Consider the following 21,432-nt stretch of genomic DNA (forward strand, 5'->3'; position numbering starts at 1 on the left):
CCGTCTTTTAGCCTTACATCCACCCAAGCCCACGTAAAATGGCCGCCCCTATTGCCATCCCAAACAAGGAGAAGACAGTGGTAAAAGCTAGGATATTGGCAGCAAGCACTTCATTGCCTCCCATAGCCTTGGCCATGACATAGCTGGCTGCGGCTGTCGGTGATGCAACCATCAAAAATAAAACACCTAAGTGCACCCCAGTGAGCCCAAACGCAAGTCCTACCAATACTGCTAAGACAGGTGCGATAACAATACGGCCCACACTGGCCTGCATAGATAGCCCAGATAAGGCAAGCATAGAGCGCATATCAATAGTGGCACCAGCACAAATCAGTGCCAAAGGCAGAGATAATGCAGCCAGAAGTGAGCCGGTCTGAGTCACCACATTGGGTAGTTGAGGAAGGTTTAAAGAGGCAGCCAAAGCTTTGTAAGCAAAGGCGGCCAATAAGGAGAGAATTAATGGATTGGTAACTATTTTTTTACCCAGCATAAGGGCGTAGCCACGCTGACGGGCTTGCGGCTTTGATTCGCCTGTTGGGGTACGGGTTAAAGTAATCACTGCAAGCACGTTAAATACCAGAGTAATCACCCCCATATAAACAGCACCGATACTCAGCCCCTCATTGCCATAAGCGTTGGCCACTGTGGCCAAGCCAATAATGGCCATGTTACTGCGAAAGACGCCTTGGACGAATACACCTTTATCTTCATTACGCTCAATAAAGTACTTAGCATAAATTTCTGAGCCAAAAAATAACACTAACGTCACCAGCAGACCTGCCGCAATTAGGTTTAACTGCTCAGCAAAGTCCACCTTACTTTTTATGACGCTAAAAAACAGCAAACAAGGCAAAGCATAGTTAAATACCAGCTTTGAGGCTTGATCAATAAAGGCTTTACTAATTTGACCCTGTTTATACATAAAAAAGCCCAACCCCATCAGTATCAGGTTGGGCAGTACAATATTTAAAGCAAAGACAATGGCGTCAATCATGGCTCTCTCAAAGCTTGGTTATAGCTAGCGGTTGAGTTCATCATAATTGCCGCACAATTTTTTGTCTAGCACTTAGCACTAAGTAAGCCTAGGCGCTAAGTGAGCCTCGCCAGTGCTCAGTGCGACTAGGCTACTAGATATCTAACGCCGCTTTGGCTTTTTTCTGTTTTTTCAACGTCATACCCAAAAGCTGAATGGCAGCTGGGGTAACCCCGCTGATGCGGCTGGCCTGGGCCAAAGTTGCCGGACGAATATCATTGAGCTTTTGTACAATCTCATTGGACAGACCTGATACCGCTTTATAATCAAAATCAGCAGGCAGCTGCGTATTCTCTAAGCGCTTCATCTGATCAATGTCTTCTTGCTGACGATCGATATAGCCTGCATATTTGACTGAGATTTCAATCTGTTCACCCACATCAGCCGCCACTTGTGCACCCGTGACCGCAGCGATGTCGTTAAAGCCCACATTGGGACGCTTTAATAAGTCATAAGCGGTGGCCTCTTTTGACAACACTTCACCGGTTTGCTCAGTGAATTTTTTGCCAAGCTCGTTGTGCGGTGTGGCCCACAAGTCTTTTAGACGCGCAGATTCAGTGGCCATCGATTCCATTTTTTGCTGATAAGCCTGCCAGCGGGTGTCATCCACTAAGCCAAGCTTGCGACCAATTTCAGTCAAACGCTGATCGGCATTGTCTTCACGCAGCAATAGGCGGTATTCGGCGCGGCTGGTGAACATACGATACGGCTCTTTTGTCCCGTGGGTAATTAAGTCATCGACCAACACGCCCAGATACGCTTGGTCACGGCGTGGTGTCCAGCTGTCCATTACTGGATTGTCTTGGGTAGATAAGGCGGCGTTGACCCCGGCCAATAACCCCTGCACGCCAGCTTCTTCATAGCCTGTGGTACCATTAATTTGACCGGCAAAGTATAAGCTATCAATAGACTTGGTTTCTAACGTGGGCTTAAGATTTTGCGGATTAAAGTAATCATACTCGATGGCATAGCCTGGGCGAGTAATATGTGCATTCTCTAGACCGGCCATGGTACGAATAAACTCAAGCTGCACGTCAAAGGGCAGACTGGTTGAGATACCATTTGGGTATAGCTCATGGGTGGTCAAGCCTTCTGGCTCAATAAAAATCTGATGGCTATTTTTGTCCGCAAAACGGTGGATTTTATCCTCAATGGAGGGACAATAGCGCGGACCTACCCCTTCAATAGTACCTGAAAACAGAGGTGAGCGGTCTAGATGCTTACGGATAATGTCGTGCGTCTTTTCATTGGTATGGGTGATAAAGCAGTTCACCTGCTCAGGATGCATATCCACATTACCCATAAAGCTCATGACAGGTAGCGGCGTATCCCCTGGCTGCGTCTGCATCACACTGAAGTCTACCGTGCGTGCATCGATACGCGCAGGTGTCCCTGTCTTTAATCGCCCCACAGGCAGCTTTAATTCACGCAAACGCTCAGCCAATTTGATTGAGGGCTGGTCGCCGGCACGTCCGCCTTTAGAGTTATCTAAGCCAATGTGGATCACACCGCCTAAGAAAGTGCCTGACGTCAGCACCACTGTCTTGGTTCGAAAGATAATACCCGTCGCCGTTACTACCGCACAGGCTTTGCCATTTTCGACCAAAATATCATCAGCGCCTTGCTGAAATAAATCTAAGTTAGGCTGATTTTCTAGCGTATGGCGAATGGCGGCTTTGTACAAAATACGATCGGCTTGAGCTCGGGTGGCACGCACTGCAGCCCCTTTACGGCTGTTTAATACCCGAAACTGGATACCTGCCTTATCAGTGGCCAAAGCCATAGCGCCGCCTAACGCATCAATCTCACGTACCAAGTGCGATTTGCCAATACCCCCAATGGCTGGGTTACAGCTCATCTGTCCTAATGTCTCAATATTATGGGTCAGCAATAGCGTTTGTGCGCCCATACGCGCAGCCGCCAATGCTGCTTCGGTACCGGCATGTCCCCCACCAATGACAACAACGTCATAGGCCTTAGGATAAGTGATACCAGCGGTATTCGATGTGGAAGTAGATGACATAAACGCCTCGCCTGCTGTTTAACCAGCACATTACTAAAAGGGAGGGTCTTTTTGATTCGCTATAACACTGCCCTCATCAAAAGACCCACTAATCGGGAAAGACACTCGGGTGGCAGTCGCCACAAAAGCTCAAACTTACTAAAAATAGGGTAACGGATAATTATAGCAAAATTCAGCCACCAGCTGTAGTGAAACCAAAGCCACTATACAATTAGGGTTATGACGGTATGGGTTATCACTATTGATACTGTATTGATATAGGCGTCAGCAGAACATCCATCTGCTAAAACCGCGCAAAATACCATCATCGCGTGCCAACAATAAAGATTGGGTAATAAAAGTTCACATTATAGGCATATGACAACGGTGCCAATAACGCTACCCTATGCTATCTATAGCTATAATAATTAAAATCAACCCCATACTAATGATTTTATTGCTCTATTGAACAGCCTATAGGTTATAACACCTTTTTAAACCGATAACTTGAGGACTGCATGAAAACTGATTTTTTAACCCATTGCCCAGCAACCGGCCATCACACTTCATCAAATTCACACCCAACCCTTGCCTCATCACCCCAAGCCTCACCTCATGCGGGTATCAAGCGCCTCAAGCTGAGCGTATTGGCGGCAATGACCATCACAGCGCTGGCCGCTTGCAGTAGCTTACCGGCAGCCCAAAGTGACACAGATAACAAGGCTGCCCGTCCCGCTGTATCCTCAGCGGACACACACTTTGCTGATGATGATAGCCGTCATGAATATCAACTAGATAATGGGTTAAAAGTCATCATTAAAGAGGACCACAGAGCGCCGGTTGCCATGACTCAAATTTGGTATGGTGTGGGGTCAACCGATGAGCCTAAGGACAAAGGCGGTATCTCACATCTGCTTGAACACATGATGTTTAAAGGTACCAAAAAAGTCTCAGGTGCCGACTTTGATCGCTTAATTGCCAAGTTTGGCGGCGATCATAATGCCTTTACCAGCTATGACTACACCGGCTACTATGAGATGTTTCCAGTAAATCGCCTTGATTTGGCATTAGAGCTTGAGTCTGATCGCATGGTGAATCTGCGCTTTGACAGTGATGAATTTGTCCAAGAATTTGCCCAAGAGCGCAACGTGGTGATGGAGGAGCGCCGCCAACGTACCGATGACAATCCTTTGGCGCGCGCCTTTGAAAAGTTTCGCAAAATGGCCCTGCCTGATAGCCCCAAAGGCGAGTCCGTCATTGGCCCGATGGATGAGATTGCCAATACCGATATCAAAGACTTACAACAGTGGTATGACACCTGGTATGCCCCAAACAACGCCACCTTGGTTATCGTGGGTGATGTCAATCCTAAAGAGACCCTAAAAAAAGTTGAGCATTATTTTGGGTCGATCAAGCACAAACCCATTCCTCAGCGTCCCTCAGTACAGCAGCAAGCTTTTCGCGGATATCAGCAGCAGACTGTAAAAGAAACGGTCAATGTTCCCACCTTAATTATGGCATTTAATGTGCCCACTCTGCCCAGCGCCATAACCGCTAACAGCTCTGATAAAGAGGTCTATGAGCTGTTAATGCTGCAATATATTATGGATGGCGGCTATGCTGCACGCTTCGAAAAAAACTTAGTGCGCAAGCAAGGTTTACTGGCCTCAGTGGTGGCTTATTATGATGCTTATGAACGGGGTGATGGGCTGTTTATGGTGCAAGCCACTCCTCGTGAGGGAGTAAGCTTGGCTCAAGCACAAAAAGCAATTATAGATGAGATGGATACATTAAAAACCCAGACCATCAGCAAGCAAGAACTTGAGCGGGCTCGCAACAACGCAATAAATGGTTTTGTGTTCTCGCAAGACAGTATGGCCGGTCAAGCCAATATGATAGGCAGCTTACAAGTACGCGGTTTGGATGATCGTTTGGTCACCACTTTACCTGATAAGTTGGCCAAAGTAACCAGCGCAGATGTCAATGCAGCTGCAAGCAAATATTTAGTTAATAATAACTTAAATGTGATGTATGTAGAGCCTGCTGAGACACGTAGCGGCCTGCCTGCCTCTAATTCTATGCCAGATCAGCCCATGCCAGCTAAACCATAAAACCGCTAATTATGCGCCAATAAATGCCAGACCAATTGCCATTGACCACCAATAAAACACCCTTTTTAAAAATATAAAACCTAATTACGGATTTTGTTATGAAAGCACATGTGCCGCCTTTTTTATCTGTTAAACCGGCTTTACTTACCACCGCCTTGTTGGCCACATTCACCATGGGCGCCGCTTCTGCTCAAGCTGCCACAGAGATGCCCAGCGGTGAGCATGCCAGCGCTGATGTGGACATCACGCAGCCAATCAAAGCCATCGATAAGCTTGAGAGCTTAAAAAACGAGCAAAAGCTTAGCCTATCCATTCCCAAGTTTCAGCACTTCACCACCAGTAACGGTGTCCCTGTGATATTCGTCCAGACCAAGCAGCTGCCCATTGTCGATGTGGATTTGCGCTTTAACGCAGGCAGTGCCCGTGATGAGAGTATTCGCAAACAAGGCTTTGGGCTGGCCAGCATGGTCGCCGACTTACTCACCAAAGGCACCAAAGATCTTGATGAGACGGCATTCGCTGAAGCGACTGAGCAGCTTGGGATTGAGCTATCCAGCGCCGCTTACAAAGACCAATTTGTGGTAAATTTGCGCAGCTTATCTGACGCTGAGCATCTAGACCCTGCCTTGTCCTTGATGAGCAGTATCATCACCCAGCCGCGCTTTGATGCGCAAGTGCTCGAGCGCAGTAAGGCCCAGCAAGTACTGGCGCTCAAACAAATGATGCAAAACCCCTCCTATTTAGCCAGTACCACCTTTAGCCAGACCCTGTACGGCTCGCATCCTTATGCCCACTCCCCTTATGGCACGCAGCAAAGCATTCCTGCTTTGACCCGTAATGATTTACAGAAGTTTCATGACACCTACTTTGTGGCGCAAAACGCCACTTTAAGTCTTACTGGAGATCTAAGCTTATCGCAGGCAAAACAGGCAGCAGAAGCCATTACCCAAGCACTGCCTCAAGGTAAGCCGGCGCCCAAATTACCCAATCCTACCCCCATTAAACAAAGCAAGTGGGTGCATGTCGATTATGACAGCGACCAAACCTCAGTGATGATCGGTCAACAAGGCTATCGCATAGACCCTAGTGCCAAGGGCATACAGCGTGGCACTGACTTTAGTATAGGTAATGAAGTGCTCGCCGGTAGTGGCTTTAGCTCACGCCTCATGGGTAAAGTGCGCAAGGAGCTTGGTTATACCTATGGTATTTATGGCAGTATGACCCCGATGCAAGCACCAGGCCCTTATACCATCCGTTTCTCAACCCGCAATGAAAAAGCCGATGAGGCCATCGCCGCCACATTACAGACGGTCAATGACACCTTAAAACAAGGCATCACCGCTCAAGAATTTAAACTGACCCAAGAGAGTCTGATTAACAGCTATCCGATGGGCTTTGCCAGTAATGCCGGTATCAACGGTATGCTGGGTGTGCTTAATTTTAATAAGCTGCCTGACTCGTATATTACTGACTACATCAATAGAGTCGAAGGTGCACGTATCGACCAGGTCAATACTGCCCTACGTGACACCCTGACCCCAGATAAATTTATCATCGTCACTGTGGGCAAGCCCGACATTGCAAAAAACTCACAACTACAAAAGCTTAAGTAAAGTACTGCCTTTTATTGGCGCTCTTTATATGTCTAAGCGCAAAAAAAAGACACCCGCTTTACGTGGGTGTCTTTTTTTGTGGGGAGGCTGCTTAAATTGTTAGGTTCAGACGGTCAATCCAGTAAAGGGTTTATGGCTACTGAAGATTAATAGTCACCTCACCTTGCTGCTGATCTAACGGATAAGCCATGCCTGCAAACTTCAATCGAACCACATATTTGTCAGCTTGTTCCACAAGCACCGCACCATTATCGAAATCATGCTGCATAGGAGAAATCAAATAGGCTTTGATGCTTCTAGGCTCAGTATGTACGGAAAGAGTTTGACCTTTGTCAGGATATAAATAGTAGTCACAAGAGTTGCTGGCTGATGCGTTGAAATCTCGCTCAATCTGGACCGCATCAAGTTCAGATTCGACAAGCTTTGGGCAGAGATCTTTGTCTCCTTGACCATACTCTCCTTGACCATACTTAGTAGAAAGCTTGGTTCTATCAGCACCAATAGGCTCAGGCAGATTGTGCAGCGAGAAGCTGTCTTGATGAGATAGATTTGCCTCGTCACCGATCAATTCAATTTTTTGACTAAATGCAAACCAATAGGAGTGATAGCAGGCAAGCCGGTATCCGTAATGTCTCGCCACTCTTCGGCCTTGGTCTGACTAAACAAAGTATCTGTCGGTTTGCAAGCAACGATAGGCGTTGCCATTATAAAACAGCTTAACACTGCCAGATACGATGATGATGTTATTTTCAATGCTTATGCCTCAAATGGTGTCTACCCTCTATACCGCTCATGAATAATTATTACTTTCGTTCACCCAGCGCTAAGCGCTGTTAATTATGCAAAAAGCATGAACCTAAAGTTCATCCGGCAAACCGAGGCTAATTATCATACACAAAGAAGTGTGGCGTAGAGAGTATTCAAGAAATTGACAGAGGATAATATTAAGCCCTGATACAAGTGTTAACTCATTTGTTAAGATAGGGCTTAAGACCAGGACCGTACATATTATACACCATTTTTACATAAGTAATAAGAATATTATCAATATTCCGGTTGACTTAATTTATATAGCGGCAATAAGAGTTAGGGTCTGAGTACTGAGCGCCCCAGGTACGATAGCCTTGGGTATCTAGATGTATGGCGCCTGTGGAATATAACCCCAAACCAAAGTTATAGGCCTCACCTTGACTTGACCAAAACTGACACAGTTTATCTTGCATACCGCTCTTATACCAAGGCTGCGACTCATACTCAGGCACCCAGATATCAATGGCGCCATTGGTCATGTGTTTACTGGCCCCTGCTCCGCCAGCACAAGCATTTAAGCCAGGTGAACGATAAGTGGAGCGAATCTCAGCGGTGGCTGGAATGACCCCTTGTTTTTTGAGCTGATCATATAGCCGTAGGGTCGGTATCATATTCGACCACAGCTCACGCGGCGGTAACTGATACTGCTCATATCCACATTTTTCCCAGCTGCGCGCTGTGGTCAATAACTGATCAAGCGGTGGCACACTATTGCTACCCACATAACCGGCTAAGTATCGCTGGTATTGCCCCACATCACCTGCCCGATAAGAGGCGCTATTTAACCACTGGGTGAAGCTGTAATTTTGTTCACCAAATCCAGTATTATAATTAGGCTGATTGGGATAATGATTGGTATTGGCTGGACGAATGGTGGTGCTTTGCTCAATAGTCAGCTCTTTAGTGCGAATAAGATTGCCTAGCGCATCGGTTTGGGTATTACCAGCACTCACGGGCCTGATTTTTCTTTGCTCATTAATGCTTGCGCCTGAGGTCTCAGCCATACTCGTACAGCTGGTGGCTAATAAGAGGGCGGCAGCGGTTACACCTAGCGGGAATTTTAAGGGGCTGTTCATAGTGGTGCGGTATCCAGTAAAGGTTGTATCAAACTTAAGATAAATTAATCAAGGTTTTAATTGATAGCACGTTGCAATTTATAGCAGGTTAATCGATCTGTCGTTACTTAATTGTTATGTCAGATTAGCGCGCATCGGCAGCTGTGCTTATAAGAAGCAGGTTTGCTCATCATACAAAAAATTAGAGATAAAGTTGGTACATTGATACTATCAAATTTGCCATAGTCACGCTAAACTATAGCGTCCCACTTCTTACCAAACTATTGCTCGTGTTTAGATTATTTGCTATTGAGCTGTCAGGTTTGTCAAAAACGCAGCAACACTAGATAATTGATGGCTTAATTGAGTGGTTTAACTCAATATCGCTACGATGCACGCCCCCTTTACTAACTTCAGTAAAAAAACCGCCCTATGTCAAAGAACCAACAATATCGATTTTCTCGGCAAACACATCATTTTGGCCGAGATGACAACATTAGTATCTGGCAACGCATACACATTGACCCTTGGTTGATGTTGCTGCTTTTGACCGTCTGTTTTATTGGTCTGGCCATTTTATACAGTGCTTCAACCCAAGATGTGGCGATGGTAACCCGTCAGATGGTCAGCTATCTAATCGCTTTTTCGGTGATGATAGGTATGGCGCAGATACCGCCTGGGATGTATCGTGATTTCACGCCGTTTTTTTATGTGATAGGCCTGTTCTCTTTGATATTGGTCGACCTCATCGGCGAGGTGCGTATGGGTGCTCAGCGCTGGATTGCCATTCCTGGTTTCGGTAGCGTGCAGCCTTCAGAGTTTATGAAGCTTGGCTTACCTATGATGTGTGCTTGGTATCTGTCACGCCGCGATTTGCCGCCCAACTTGATAACAGTGGCCTCGACATTGGCCATTATTGTTGTGCCAGTATTACTCATTGCTAAAGAGCCAGATTTGGGCACCTCGCTATTGGTTGCCGCCAGTGGCTTTTTTGTGCTGTTTTTAGCCGGTCTACCTTGGTGGATGATTGGCTCAGCCATTGGTTTGATGATTCCGCTGGTCTGGGCCGGTTGGATGTTCTTTATGCACGACTATCAAAAACAGCGGGTATTGACCCTGTTAAACCCCGAGGCGGATATGCTGGGTGCGGGATGGAACATCACTCAGTCTAAGACAGCCATCGGTGCTGGCGGGCTGACAGGTAAAGGCTATCTAGAGGGGACTCAATCACATCTGCACTTCTTGCCGGAAGGACATACTGATTTTATTATTGCTGCTTTTTCAGAAGAGTTTGGGCTGCTTGGCGTCAGCGTGCTGATGTTTTTATATGCCTGTATTTTGGTGCGCTCACTGTTTATCGCCTCTGTGCATGTCGATACTTACGGCAGACTGCTTGCCGGCGCCATTGGTATGTCATTTTTTGTGTATGTGTTCGTCAATATTGGTATGGTGGGCGGTATCTTGCCAATCGTTGGGGTACCGCTGCCGCTGATCAGTTACGGCGGCACGGCCATTATCACCTTGATGGCAGGTTTCGGTCTGTTAATGTCGGTATATACCCACAATACCAAGTAATTAAAATGGCTTATTTTTGGGCGCTGATGCAAAGGTCTATAACGACACTAGCTGTCGTATAAAACTGCGTTTTGGCCGATAATCCCTTAAGTCTCTGGTTAAGTTTGTTATCATAAAGGGGCGGTATTCTTTAGATAACAGCGAGTAAAGTAGAGGCTTATGGGTTCGATTAATTACGACAAATTACAGGCCAAATTAAATATCTTAGCCGATGCGGCCAAGTATGACGTGTCTTGCTCCTCCTCAGGTGGCAATCGAAAAAACCAAGGCGGCGCTTTGGGAGACGCCTCAAAAAGTGGCATTTGCCACAGCTATACCGAAGATGGCCGCTGCGTTAGTCTACTCAAAATCCTACTCACCAATCACTGCATTTATGACTGCGCGTATTGTACCTCAAGGCGCAGTAACGACACTGTGCGTGCCGCTTTTACGGTCGAGGAAGTGGTTGAGTTAACCATGCAGTTTTATCGGCGTAATTATATAGAAGGGCTATTTTTAAGCTCAGGCATCTTCAAAAGTGGCGACCATACTATGGAGCGCTTGGTAGCAGTGGCCAAGCTGTTGCGCACTCGAGAAGGCTTTAATGGCTATATTCACCTAAAGACCATACCCGGTGCCAGCAAAGAGCTGTTATATCAAGCCGGCCTATATGCTGATCGTCTAAGTGTCAATATCGAGATACCCACCAAGTCTGGCCTTGCGCTATTGGCACCTGAAAAGAATCATGCTGAGCTGCAAGCACCCATGCAGACGGTAAAAGATAACATCATTACCATTAAAGAGAGCCGAAAAAAGCACAAGTCCGCTCCCAAATTCACCCCAGCTGGCCAAACCAGTCAAATGATAGTAGGCGCCAGTCAAGAGACCGACTTGCAAGTCATTCAACTGTCAAACCACTTTTATAAAAAGTATGATCTTAAGCGGGTGTATTACTCAGGCTATGTGCCTATGTTGTCCGATAGCCGCCTGCCCGCGATCGGCACCCCAGTGCCCTTAGTACGTGAAAACCGCTTGTATCAAGCCGACTGGTTGATGCGCTTTTATGGCTTTGCTGCTCATGAGATTGTAGAACCGCAGTCGCCATTTTTAGATTTAGACTGCGACCCAAAGCTTGCCTGGGCCATTCGTCACCGTGAGCATTTTCCGGTCAATATCCAGACCGCCCCTTATGAAGTTATCTTACGCGTGCCTGGTATTGGGGTAAAAACTGCCAAAAAAATCATCAAAGCCCGCCGCTTTAATCAGATTACCTTGGATCATCTAAAAAAAATGGGAGCCGCGGTCAATCGCGCCAAGTATTTTATTGCCACCACAGGTAAAAACGAACACCTAGCGCACTTAACTCGTGATAACTTCCGTCAATTTGTGCTGGGGCAAACCCAAACCAAGTTTGGCGATCAGCGCAGTGGCCAACTGGCGCTATTTTAGACAGCCCACTTGATGAAATAGATAGGTGACACCTATGACCCAATCCCTCATCACCAACACCGCGCCTATTATTGTGTACCCTTCAAGCTTTGAGGGGTGGCTTAGCGCAGTTTTTTATGTGTATGAGCAGCGACTGCAAAATCAGCCTTATTTGCAGTGGGCCGACCAGCGCAGCTACCAGCTGTCACTTATTGATACTGCTCACTACGTTGATTTCGATGAAGATAAGGCACAGCGGGTGTTAGTTAAGCTCCATGCTTTATTCGGCCACTCAGGTATGCGCCAAATTTTATGGGGGTTTTTATCAGAGCAGTCCGATATTGGCGCTGTATTGTTCCAAGTGATTAAATATGCGCTAGATTTTCCTGCTCGGCAAGTACTACAAGATTTGGGGCATATGGCGGTACTTGAGCTGTCCAAAATTGTAAAATCTGTGGGGCGTGAAAAACACCGAATGGAGGCGTTTGTACGCTTTGAGCATACGACAGAAGATATTTATTTTTCGCGCGTAGAGCCGGACTTTAATGTCCTACCACTGATTGGAGAGCACTTTCGGCAGCGCTATCAAGATCAAAACTGGGCCATCTATGATTTGGTGCGTGGTTATGGTATTTATTATGACAAAAGCCAATCGACGCAAGCGGGCCCCGCACCCTTACAGCTTGTCTCAGAGCTTGATGATCAAGTGATACACAATCCTGCCAGTATTCACAGTGAACAAGAGCTGCGTTATCAAAGGTTTTGGCAAGGCTATTTTGCCAATGTGACCATTAAAGAGCGCAAAAACCCTCGGCTACACAAGCAGTATTTGCCGCAGCGTTACTGGAAATACCTCACTGAAAAACAAGTGTTGCCAACGGCGGCTCATTTGTCCGAATCACGTTAGCCTGATAAGTTTTATTGGTCGTCTCAGCCTTGTTTTTTGGTGCATTTTGACTGACAATGTGGCCGGCTATTCATTAGACGCTTTCAATTGCGTCCGCCACTTATTTTGACTCGGTTTTTAGGGTATTATTGATTTAGTACCATTAATAAATGCCCAGTGTTCTAAACACCATATAAGGGGCTCCAATCAAAAGCCTTAAAACCCTATATGGTTTACTCAATCGTTCAATTACTCCACTGACTCAGTTGCCCTTATGAAAGTGATGCGCCTGCTCTCTTCTTTAAAGCACGATGAATCCGAACGAGGGATTTTTCATCTTGGCCGCGCCTTGGTAAAACGGGGACACACCTCGATTATTATCTCCTCAGCTGACAAAGAGCACGATTTGGTCAAGCGCCTTGAGCGTGATGGTAACATCTATAATCAGCTGTCTTTAGAAAAAAAGTCTTGGCTGGCGCTACGCCAAGTGCTGCCGCTTCGCAGGCTTATTGAGAAGCATCAGCCGGATATTATTCATATCCATTCACGCACGCCGGCTTGGATATTGCATTGGGCGTTAAAAGGCGCCAAGGTTAAGCGAAAACCTAAGCTTGTGGCGACCATGTATGGCTTTTATCCACTTAATAATTACTCGCGCGCCCTGCTTAATGTCGACCGTTTAATTACCGTCTCTGATAGCGTCAGTGATTATCTGATGCAGGGACTCAAAGAGCTCAAAAACCCACCCCGCTCTATTACTCGTATCTATCGAGGCGTCGATACCCGCAGCTTTCCTTACCGTTACAACCCTTCTGTGTACTGGCTACGCCGCACTTTTGCTGAATATCCTGAGCTTGAGCACAAAAAGTGGCTACTGTTTCCCACCATCATAGGGCAAGAGTATGGACAAGAGTGGCTGATAGATGTGGTAGGTAATTTGGGTGAGGCTTTTCCCAATATTCATATTATTATTATGGATGATGAGTCGCGTCATGGTGTGGTGCACGATGAATTTTTACAGCGGGTTAATGCGTTAGAGCTTCAAGATAAGTTCACCTTCATTGGCTCTAAACGCAATGACATGCGTGAGTGGCTGGCAGCGGCCAACTTAGTGCTGGGCCTTGCCAATCAACCTGAATCTATTGGTATTAATATCTTACAAGCCATTCACTTAGGCACGCCTGTAGTGGGCTGGAACAAAGCCGCTTTTAATGAGATTTTGCGTCCTTTATACCCGCAAGGTTTGGTCAAAGAAAATACAGCCTACGCACTGTGTAAAGTTATTCGCAGCCAATTAGAGAATGTGATGCGCCCCTCTATCACAGATAAATTCACCATGCAGCAAATGATTGATGAGACTTTAGAGGTGTATAGCACGTTATATGATGCCAACCAGCTCAGCTACAGTGATACGTTTATTGAAAAAAAGCGGCTGAAAAAAAAGGCGCAGCAAAACTTACGATGACAAGGATAGCAGAAGAATAGTAGAAGGAGAGTAGACAGCTACTTAGTTTGAATGTGAGTGTCTGTTGAGTCAACAAGCCGATGCTTATTAAAGTTCACGCTGACTACAAATGGTAGATAAGAAAAAACCCAAGTCTAGGGCAGAGACTTGGGTCTTGGGGCGCGATTTATTATTATTATTTCCTTTTTAGACTCTTCCTTAGTCTAATAAATAACCTAAATGAGAAGTTTTAGTGAGTTTACAGGGCAATAAACCAATAAAACTTGCTGAAATCTCTAACAGCACAGTTAAGTTATTTAATCAACACTGCTATCCGTGCCATCCTTGTGTTGATGTGCCCATTGTATGCTCAACTCACTTGGCTGCATAGCAGGCAAAAGCCCATTTTAGCGTAAGCATTTGCTTACAAGCTTAAGGCCTCTGCGGTGGTGGTGTGGTCGTCATCTCCGCTTCCGTATTATCCTCATTTTGCTGCTCGGCATGCTCCTCAGATAAACGCACCCCCTCTTTTTTGCCCTCTTCAATTTTCTCTGCGGTTTCTTGCTTATCTTTAAGCGTGGCAGAGGTGGCATTTTGCTCTTGCTCCACTTGAGCGCAATGTTCATATTGTAATGTGGTCAATACTGGAAAATGATCGGAGCCGATAGAGGGCAAGCGCTCAATATTCACTAAGGTAAAGCAGGGACTATGAAAAATATGGTCTAAGGCCCAGCGCAAAAACGGATAGTTGACATGAAAGGTGTTGATAAAAAAGCGCCCGATACGCGGATCTAACAGCCCCGAGATACGCTGGAACATTAAGGTGGTTTTTGACCAAGCCACATCGTTTAAGTCTCCCGCCAAAATCGCAGTCTGGTCATTGGCCTTAATATGACGGCCCACTATTAATAACTCTGCATCTCGCGTGGTGGACTTATCGGCCTCAGTTGGACTGGGCGGCATAGGATGCAAACAATACAGCCAAATCACCTCATCATTACTGAGCCGCACTTGAGTATGAATAGAGGGGATATCGTCGATGAGCAGATACTTCACTTCAGGGTCAATCAGCTCAAGCTTGGAGTACAAATGCATGCCATATAAGTTATCTAATGGCACCTTTACCGTATAAGGATACTCAGGCTCAATGGCTTCAAGTGCCCGCTCCCACTTCTTATCTGACTCTAAGGTGATTAAAATATCGGGCTGTTTTTGACTCACTAAATCTACCAACGCTTGGGTATTGTTGTTGGGCGTGAGCACATTAGAGACCATCAGCTTCACTTGTACCGGATTGTCCATCGCCTTAGCCAATAGCACCTCTTGCTTCCATAGCCGAGTATAAGGCAATACCATACGCAGCTGAAAGCCTATGGCCAGTACCAAGGCTATTATCAATGCAATCTCAGGCCACTGCCAGTCTGGCGTTAGTAGCAACAAGCCTATTAAGCTTACCACCCCAATAACCAAAAACTGAATCCTAGGAAAATCTACCCCCCTCACCCACCAGTTATCCAGCGGCAATAGCCCCCAAGCACTGGCAAAGATAATCAGACCTGCCAATATTTGAAACGTAGTATGTAATATATCGAGCATAAAGTATCCAGTGGGTGGAAAGTTAGAGAATAAAAACCAAGGTATTCACAATAAGGGTATCAAAAACAAAGGTATCAACAATCACGCTGTATCAAATTGGGCTAAAAACACCTGCCAATACAACAGCTAAGCGGCGCAAAACCAATCTTGATAAAAAAAAGCATAAAAATTAAGCCGCTGCTCTTGCATTTTATATCATATCAAGGCAATGTAATCGGTTGCGTATAAGTTATTTCGTTTGTAATTAAAGGCAAACAAGTAACTTGGCTACTGTATTTTGTAGCCAAGCTCTGCCGCTTATTGAGCAAATCTGAGCACAGCGTTATTCATTAAATAAATCATTTTAGGCGAATACACAAGGGGTATTTCATGAGTCAATTAAAAGTAGGTCTTGTTGGATGGCGTGGCATGGTAGGTTCTGTGCTTATGCAGCGTATGGTAGAGGAAAATGATTTTGCAAATATCACCCCCATTTTCTTTTCGACCAGTAACGCCGGTGGTGATACACCAAGCTTTGAGGGCGTCACGCACACCGAAGACAGTGCTACACTAAAAGATGCTCATGATATCGAAGCGCTCAGCAGCTGTGACGTGATTATCACTTGTCAAGGCGGCGACTACACAAAAGCGGTACATGGCCCACTGCGTGATTCAGGTTGGCAAGGTTATTGGGTCGATGCCGCCAGCAGCCTACGCATGGAGCAAGACAGCGTCATTATCCTAGATCCGGTTAACCGCTCAGTTATCGATGAGGCGCTACAACAAGGTACCAAAGACTTTATCGGTGGTAACTGTACAGTATCACTGATGCTGATGGCCATTGGCGAGTTATTCAACCGTGGCTGGGTGGAGTGGGTATCAGCCATGACCTACCAAGCCGCCAGTGGCTCAGGTGCCAACAACATGCGCGAGCTCATCAGCGGCATGGGCTTATTACGCGACTCAGTCGCTGACGAGTTGGCCAATCCTGCCAGCGCCATCTTGGCCATTGATAAAAAAATTGCCGAAACTCAGCGCAGCGACAGTTTCCCTACCCAGTACTTTGGTGTTCCACTCGCCGGCAGCTTAATCCCTTATATCGACAGCCAGCTTGAAAACAAGCAATCTCGTGAAGAATGGAAAGGCGGCGTTGAAACCAACAAAATTCTAAACAACCAAGGTGCGGATATTATCCCAATCGATGGCCTATGCGTTCGTGTTGGCTCAATGCGTTGTCATGCTCAAGGCTTAACCATTAAGCTAAAACAAGATATTCCACTAGAGGAAATTGAAGCGGCATTAAAGAACAGCGGTAATCAATGGTTAGACTTCGTAGAAGATGACAAAGAGCAGACCATGCAGCGTCTGACGCCTGTCGCCGTTACCGGTACATTAACCGTGGCACTTGGCCGTCTACGTAAGCTTAATATGGGACCTGAGTACCTAGGTGCCTTCACTGTTGGTGACCAACTACTGTGGGGTGCTGCAGAGCCTTTACGCCGTATGCTTAACATCATTCAGCAGCAAGGCTAAGCCCTACTACATTACAGATTGGCTGGATTATTGACATTTCATCCCAAACAAAAACCCCTAGCAATGCTAGGGGTTTTTGTTTGATTCACTGTTTAATTGTTTATTGTGACACTCTGCCATTAGCTTATCAAAGTATTAATAAAGACAATAATTACCCCAATTGGCGCAATAAACTTAGCCACTATTTGCCACAAGGTCCAAGCACCGCCTGAAAGCCCCAGCTCTTGACGTACGCTGTCTTGGCTCATGACCCAGCCGGCAAATACAATCGCGGCCAAGCCGGCCAATGGCAACATAAATTTACTGGTCAACTTATCTAATAAATCAAAGATATTGTTGCCGAAGATAAGTACATCTGACCATAAGTTAAAAGACAATAATGCCGCCACACCCAATAACCAAATGGCGATAGTGGCCACAATAACCGAGGTCGTACGGCTCATTGACGTACGCTCTTCTAAGAACTCAATAGAGGGCTCAATCAATGAAATAGAAGAGGTCAGCGCTGCAAAGGTCACCAATAAGAAGAACAAGGTACCCAAAAGTGCGCCTGCTGTCATACTACCAAAGGCAATCGGTAAGCTTACAAAGATAAGGCCAGGGCCTGCAGCAGGATCCATACCATGACTAAAGATAATTGGGAAAATCGCCAAACCTGCTACAAGAGCAATCACGGTATCCAAGATAACCACAGTACGCGCCATGCTCAATAAGCTGATGTTTTTACCCAAGTAAGAGCCATAAGTGACCATGATGCCCATACCCAAAGATAAGGTAAAAAAGGCATGACCTAACGCTGATAAGATAATGGTTGATGAGTCAGGACCGGTCAACTTAGATAAGTCAGGTGAGAATAAATAAGTTACCGCTTCTGCAAAACCACCATTCATAATGTTGTAGCCTACGATGACGAATAGCAAAAGCGCCAACATAGGAATCATAATTTTTGAAGCTTTTTCGATACCACTGGTCACGCCAAGCGCCACAATAATTGCAGTGACACCCATAAATATTGTGTGCCAAATGGTCAAGGTGCCAGGAGAGGCCAACATACCGTTAAACACGCCCTCTACCGCTTCACCATTTAAGCCAGTAAAAGTGCCAGAACCTAGCTTAACCATATAGTTCAAGGCCCAGCCACCGATCACACTATAAAACGATAGAATTAAAAAGGCACCTAAAATACCCACCACACCAACGATGGCCCAGTTTCTGCTTTTGCCTTCGCTTGCGGCCACATCAGAAAAAGAGTCCATCGGGTTTTTTTGTCCGCGGCGGCCAATCATCCATTCAGCCACTAAGATAGGAAAACCTATCAGCGCGATACACAACAAATATGCCAATACGAAAGCAGAACCCCCACTTTCGCCTACCATATACGGGAATTTCCAAATATTTCCTAAGCCAACCGCCGAACCAACGGCAGCCATAATAAAACCCACTTTCGAGCTCCACTGGGCATGATTTTGTTTGTTTGACATCTTCGTTCTCCAGCCATCCAAGGCTTAGTCTTAATCTTTGCCAATTTAGTAGTATTCAGTGATAGACATTTGTCACGCCCGTTAACACCAACTGGCTTCTAGTAATATGTATTTACAACTAATTACAAAGTAGTCTGTTTCATCAGCGTTTAAAAGTCAAGCGACTATAAAACAAAAAAGCCATAACTTTCGGTTATGGCTTTGAAAACTATTTGATTTTACTTACTTAAATTAAATTTAAATTAGCGAATAATTCCCCGCTTACTGCTTAATAATGAATCAATTAAAAGTTGAACTTTTGGCTCTTGCAGTAAGAAGTCTTGGGTCAGCTCCTCTATCACCTCTTCGGTGGTTTTTCCGGATTTAAAGATGAGCTTATAAGCGGTACGCAAGGTGTTAATGGTCTCTTTTGACCAGTCCTTACGGCGCATGCCTTCGATATTCAAACCGTGCGCTTGTGCGGGGTTGCCTGAAACCAACGTCATGGCTGCCACATCTTTTAGGATAACGCTACCGCCACCCACTAAGCTGTAGTCACCGATTTGACAAAATTGATGCACCCCAGCATTGCCGCCCAAAATCACATTGTTACCAATATGCACATGCCCAGCTACGCCCACGTTATTGGCCAAAATATTACCATCACCAACGATGCAGTCATGGGCAATGTGAGTATTTACCATAAATAAATTATTGCTGCCAATCTTAGTTAAGCTATTGTCTTGAATGGTGCCTCTATGGAAGCTACAAGCTTCACGTATTGAGTTGTTGTCACCAATCTCAAGCCAAGTCTCCTCACCATTGTATTTTAGATCCTGGCAGTCTTCACCGATACTGGCAAACTGAAAAATCTCATTATTTTTACCAATACGGGTGTTTTTGGTGACCACCACATGACGCAATAGCTTCGTGCCAGCCCCAATACTGACATTATCTCCCACGATACAGTAAGGTCCTATCGAAGCTGTTTCGTGAATCTCCGCTGTGCTCGAGACGATGGCAGTGGGATGGATTTGTGTCATTAAAGCAACCTGTTATTTAAGTGAATATAAGTAAGGGGTAGCCGCAGCTATAGGACCTCATATCGCCTCACTAAAGCTTAAGCGGGGCAAAAAGCGGCCAAGTGTTAAAAAGGGCAAATAAATTTATCAGCCGCCGATATCTAAAGTTTTATCTTAGAGATTTGGTCTATAGCTGGGCTTAAATAGACCTATTTTGAGCGACTGTCTTGACGCATAATCATCAGCTCAGCACTGGCCGCTAGCGTATCCTCAACATAAGCTTTACATTCAAACTTATACACATCACGCTTTTGAGTCAATAGCCGAGATTTTAATATCAGCTTGTCACCGGGCACCACAGGGCATCTAAATCGCACTTTATCAACACCTGCAAATAAAAACAAATGACCATCTGCAGCAGAGATACCACGGCTAATAAACGCCAAGACACCAGAGACTTGTGCTAAAGCTTCAACAATTAATACCCCAGGCATAATAGGCTGCTCAGGGAAGTGCCCTTGAAAAAATGGCTCGTTAATAGTGACATTTTTATAGCCGCTTATCCACTGACCAGAGCTACAATCGGTGACTCTATCGACCAACATAAAAGGGTATCTATGTGGTAAGTAGCGTTTTAGCGCCTCGAATCGTAGCGGTAAGCTGACCCCTTGGTCGGCTAAAGCTTGGTGGTCTTCTGCAGTCATTTGCCACTCATTTTGAGTGGTGGCCGCTGCCGTTGGGGTTATCGTGTCACAGTTAATTGTCATGGGCCATCCTCGCCTAAAATATAATTATAATGATGTTTTTTTAATTGATTTAATTATCTTTTTTTCCTAACGCGCGCAATTTTACCATAGCACGGCGCCAATCCATGGCGGGCATAGCAGCCACGCCTGAAGAGTAGACGCCAGGCTTTTTAATGGATTTTGTTACCAGTGTCATGCCTGTTAATACCACGCCATCAGCTATCTGTAGGTGGCCGGCAATACCCACACCACCGCCTATCATACAGCTTTTGCCTATGATAACGCTACCAGCAATACCGGCATTACCGGCAATGGCAGTACCCGCACCAACCTTCACATTATGACCAATTTGTACCAAATTATCTATAATGACATTATCTTCAATGAGGGTATCGCCAATAGCCCCACGGTCGATACACGTGTTACTGCCAATGCGTACTTTGTTGCCGATGACGACGCGTCCTAATTGCACAATACGCTCCCAGCCCTGAACGGCAGTATTGCCTAAAGGGGCGAAGCCAAAGCCTTCTGAGCCCACACTGGCGCCTGCATGAATGCGAACTTGATCGCCCATCTGGGTATCATGACCAATAAATACCTGCGGATACAGCTCACAGTTATCGCCTATGATGGCGTGCGGCTCAATGTGTACTTGGGCATGCAGCCGAGTACCTGAGCCAATTTTTACCTGCTCACCCACCACACAAAATGGCCCAATAGACACGCCCTCACCCAGTAGCGCACTGCTCGACACTTGCGCTGTCGGATGAATAAAGGTCGCGGCATTCGCATCTAAAGCCTGATGCTCGAACAGATGCGTGATACTGGCATAGGCCGCATAAGGAGAGGCGACCACCACAGCCACACTATGATCTGGCACCGCACTGGCACTGTCTTGCGCCACCAGTACCACAGCGGCCTGTGTGCTGGGCAGTGCCGACGCATAGGCTTTGTCATTTAAAAAACTTATCTGTGCTGTACTGGCCTCATCTAAGCTGCCGATACCTGTGAGCGTTATTTGTAACTGCTCAGCGGTTAGCTGCGACTGGTTCAAGACAGGCTGACGCACGGTGATGGCAGCAATGACATCAGCCAGTGTGACAGACGGCTTAGCGGGGCTTATGGAGTCTATATGGCTCATAGCGACAGTATCAATCCTT

At 46.0% G+C, this 21,432-nt stretch carries 16 protein-coding genes; 7 read left to right on the forward strand and 9 right to left on the reverse strand.

Annotated elements, in window-relative coordinates; translation table 11 throughout:
• Nucleotides 1–13 precede the first annotated feature (13 nt).
• Together MN210_RS09605 and mnmG are read right to left on the reverse strand one after the other, a co-directional pair.
• On the reverse strand, nt 14–994 hold the full coding sequence (locus MN210_RS09605) for an AEC family transporter (protein ID WP_110816842.1): 981 nt from the start codon (nt 992–994) through the stop codon (nt 14–16).
• Nucleotides 995–1,127: 133 nt separating this feature from the next.
• Complete coding sequence (mnmG, locus tag MN210_RS09610) at nt 1,128–3,056, reverse strand: tRNA uridine-5-carboxymethylaminomethyl(34) synthesis enzyme MnmG (RefSeq protein ID WP_011960998.1); 1,929 nt, start codon at nt 3,054–3,056, stop codon at nt 1,128–1,130.
• Nucleotides 3,057–3,553: 497 nt separating this feature from the next.
• Here mnmG and MN210_RS09615 point away from each other — a divergent pair, with 497 nt between their 5' ends.
• Both MN210_RS09615 and MN210_RS09620 read left to right on the forward strand, forming a co-directional pair.
• The gene (locus MN210_RS09615) at nt 3,554–5,146 is read left to right on the forward strand and encodes a M16 family metallopeptidase (RefSeq protein WP_338412119.1); all 1,593 of its coding nucleotides are present in this window, start codon (nt 3,554–3,556) and stop codon (nt 5,144–5,146) included.
• Between the two features lie 98 nt (nt 5,147–5,244).
• Entirely contained in the window at nt 5,245–6,759 is a 1,515-nt protein-coding gene (locus tag MN210_RS09620) for a M16 family metallopeptidase (RefSeq protein WP_338412120.1), read from the forward strand.
• Nucleotides 6,760–6,895: 136 nt separating this feature from the next.
• Here MN210_RS09620 and MN210_RS09625 read toward each other — a convergent pair whose 3' ends face one another.
• On the reverse strand, nt 6,896–7,399 hold the full coding sequence (locus MN210_RS09625; protein WP_338412121.1) for a hypothetical protein: 504 nt from the start codon (nt 7,397–7,399) through the stop codon (nt 6,896–6,898).
• 421 nt (nt 7,400–7,820) lie between these two features.
• Complete coding sequence (locus tag MN210_RS09630) at nt 7,821–8,645, reverse strand: D-Ala-D-Ala carboxypeptidase family metallohydrolase (protein ID WP_241878394.1); 825 nt, start codon at nt 8,643–8,645, stop codon at nt 7,821–7,823.
• 411 nt (nt 8,646–9,056) lie between these two features.
• Between MN210_RS09630 and rodA the strand changes: the two genes are divergently transcribed.
• From rodA to MN210_RS09650, 4 genes are all read left to right on the forward strand, one after another.
• Nucleotides 9,057–10,199 (forward strand): rod shape-determining protein RodA, encoded by a 1,143-nt coding sequence (gene rodA, locus MN210_RS09635; protein WP_011961003.1) that lies wholly within the window; start codon nt 9,057–9,059, stop codon nt 10,197–10,199.
• A 159-nt stretch (nt 10,200–10,358) separates the two neighbouring features.
• Nucleotides 10,359–11,627 carry a putative DNA modification/repair radical SAM protein gene (locus MN210_RS09640; RefSeq protein ID WP_155587092.1) on the forward strand — a complete coding sequence of 423 codons (1,269 nt, stop codon included), beginning with the start codon at nt 10,359–10,361 and terminating at the stop codon, nt 11,625–11,627.
• Between the two features lie 34 nt (nt 11,628–11,661).
• A complete protein-coding gene (locus MN210_RS09645; RefSeq protein WP_338412122.1) occupies nt 11,662–12,513 on the forward strand; it encodes a TIGR03915 family putative DNA repair protein in 852 nt (283 codons plus the stop codon).
• A gap of 253 nt (nt 12,514–12,766) precedes the next feature.
• On the forward strand, nt 12,767–13,957 hold the full coding sequence (locus MN210_RS09650; RefSeq protein WP_011961006.1) for a glycosyltransferase: 1,191 nt from the start codon (nt 12,767–12,769) through the stop codon (nt 13,955–13,957).
• Nucleotides 13,958–14,368: 411 nt separating this feature from the next.
• On the opposite strand, the gene MN210_RS09655 is transcribed toward MN210_RS09650, so the two are convergent.
• Nucleotides 14,369–15,532 carry an endonuclease/exonuclease/phosphatase family protein gene (locus MN210_RS09655; RefSeq protein ID WP_110816849.1) on the reverse strand — a complete coding sequence of 388 codons (1,164 nt, stop codon included), beginning with the start codon at nt 15,530–15,532 and terminating at the stop codon, nt 14,369–14,371.
• Nucleotides 15,533–15,901: 369 nt separating this feature from the next.
• Here MN210_RS09655 and asd point away from each other — a divergent pair, with 369 nt between their 5' ends.
• On the forward strand, nt 15,902–17,044 hold the full coding sequence (asd, locus tag MN210_RS09660; protein WP_241878399.1) for an aspartate-semialdehyde dehydrogenase: 1,143 nt from the start codon (nt 15,902–15,904) through the stop codon (nt 17,042–17,044).
• Nucleotides 17,045–17,163: 119 nt separating this feature from the next.
• Here the strand turns inward: asd and MN210_RS09665 are convergent, their stop codons facing one another.
• From MN210_RS09665 to lpxD, 4 genes are all read right to left on the reverse strand, one after another.
• The gene (locus MN210_RS09665) at nt 17,164–18,525 is read right to left on the reverse strand and encodes a sodium-dependent transporter (protein ID WP_011961009.1); all 1,362 of its coding nucleotides are present in this window, start codon (nt 18,523–18,525) and stop codon (nt 17,164–17,166) included.
• Between the two features lie 242 nt (nt 18,526–18,767).
• Complete coding sequence (gene lpxA / locus MN210_RS09670) at nt 18,768–19,547, reverse strand: acyl-ACP--UDP-N-acetylglucosamine O-acyltransferase (protein ID WP_110816851.1); 780 nt, start codon at nt 19,545–19,547, stop codon at nt 18,768–18,770.
• A gap of 188 nt (nt 19,548–19,735) precedes the next feature.
• The gene (gene fabZ, locus MN210_RS09675) at nt 19,736–20,230 is read right to left on the reverse strand and encodes a 3-hydroxyacyl-ACP dehydratase FabZ (RefSeq protein ID WP_041773760.1); all 495 of its coding nucleotides are present in this window, start codon (nt 20,228–20,230) and stop codon (nt 19,736–19,738) included.
• Between the two features lie 112 nt (nt 20,231–20,342).
• A complete protein-coding gene (lpxD, locus tag MN210_RS09680; RefSeq protein WP_110816852.1) occupies nt 20,343–21,413 on the reverse strand; it encodes a UDP-3-O-(3-hydroxymyristoyl)glucosamine N-acyltransferase in 1,071 nt (356 codons plus the stop codon).
• Nucleotides 21,414–21,432 lie beyond the last annotated feature (19 nt).

The organism is Psychrobacter raelei (genome assembly GCF_022631235.3).
Lineage (GTDB): Bacteria > Pseudomonadota > Gammaproteobacteria > Pseudomonadales > Moraxellaceae > Psychrobacter > Psychrobacter raelei.

Coding starts and splice junctions, on each gene's coding strand:
- lpxA (WP_110816851.1), bottom strand. CDS start 19,547: ATGACACAAATCCATCCCACTGCCATCGTCTCGAGCACAGCGGAGATT.
- lpxD (WP_110816852.1), bottom strand. CDS start 21,413: ATGAGCCATATAGACTCCATAAGCCCCGCTAAGCCGTCTGTCACACTG.
- fabZ (WP_041773760.1), bottom strand. CDS start 20,230: ATGACTGCAGAAGACCACCAAGCTTTAGCCGACCAAGGGGTCAGCTTA.
- MN210_RS09655 (WP_110816849.1), bottom strand. CDS start 15,532: ATGCTCGATATATTACATACTACGTTTCAAATATTGGCAGGTCTGATT.
- MN210_RS09665 (WP_011961009.1), bottom strand. CDS start 18,525: ATGTCAAACAAACAAAATCATGCCCAGTGGAGCTCGAAAGTGGGTTTT.
- MN210_RS09615 (WP_338412119.1), top strand. CDS start 3,554: ATGAAAACTGATTTTTTAACCCATTGCCCAGCAACCGGCCATCACACT.
- asd (WP_241878399.1), top strand. CDS start 15,902: ATGAGTCAATTAAAAGTAGGTCTTGTTGGATGGCGTGGCATGGTAGGT.
- MN210_RS09630 (WP_241878394.1), bottom strand. CDS start 8,645: ATGAACAGCCCCTTAAAATTCCCGCTAGGTGTAACCGCTGCCGCCCTC.
- rodA (WP_011961003.1), top strand. CDS start 9,057: ATGTCAAAGAACCAACAATATCGATTTTCTCGGCAAACACATCATTTT.
- MN210_RS09645 (WP_338412122.1), top strand. CDS start 11,662: ATGACCCAATCCCTCATCACCAACACCGCGCCTATTATTGTGTACCCT.
- MN210_RS09605 (WP_110816842.1), bottom strand. CDS start 994: ATGATTGACGCCATTGTCTTTGCTTTAAATATTGTACTGCCCAACCTG.
- MN210_RS09650 (WP_011961006.1), top strand. CDS start 12,767: ATGAAAGTGATGCGCCTGCTCTCTTCTTTAAAGCACGATGAATCCGAA.
- MN210_RS09620 (WP_338412120.1), top strand. CDS start 5,245: ATGAAAGCACATGTGCCGCCTTTTTTATCTGTTAAACCGGCTTTACTT.
- MN210_RS09640 (WP_155587092.1), top strand. CDS start 10,359: ATGGGTTCGATTAATTACGACAAATTACAGGCCAAATTAAATATCTTA.
- mnmG (WP_011960998.1), bottom strand. CDS start 3,056: ATGTCATCTACTTCCACATCGAATACCGCTGGTATCACTTATCCTAAG.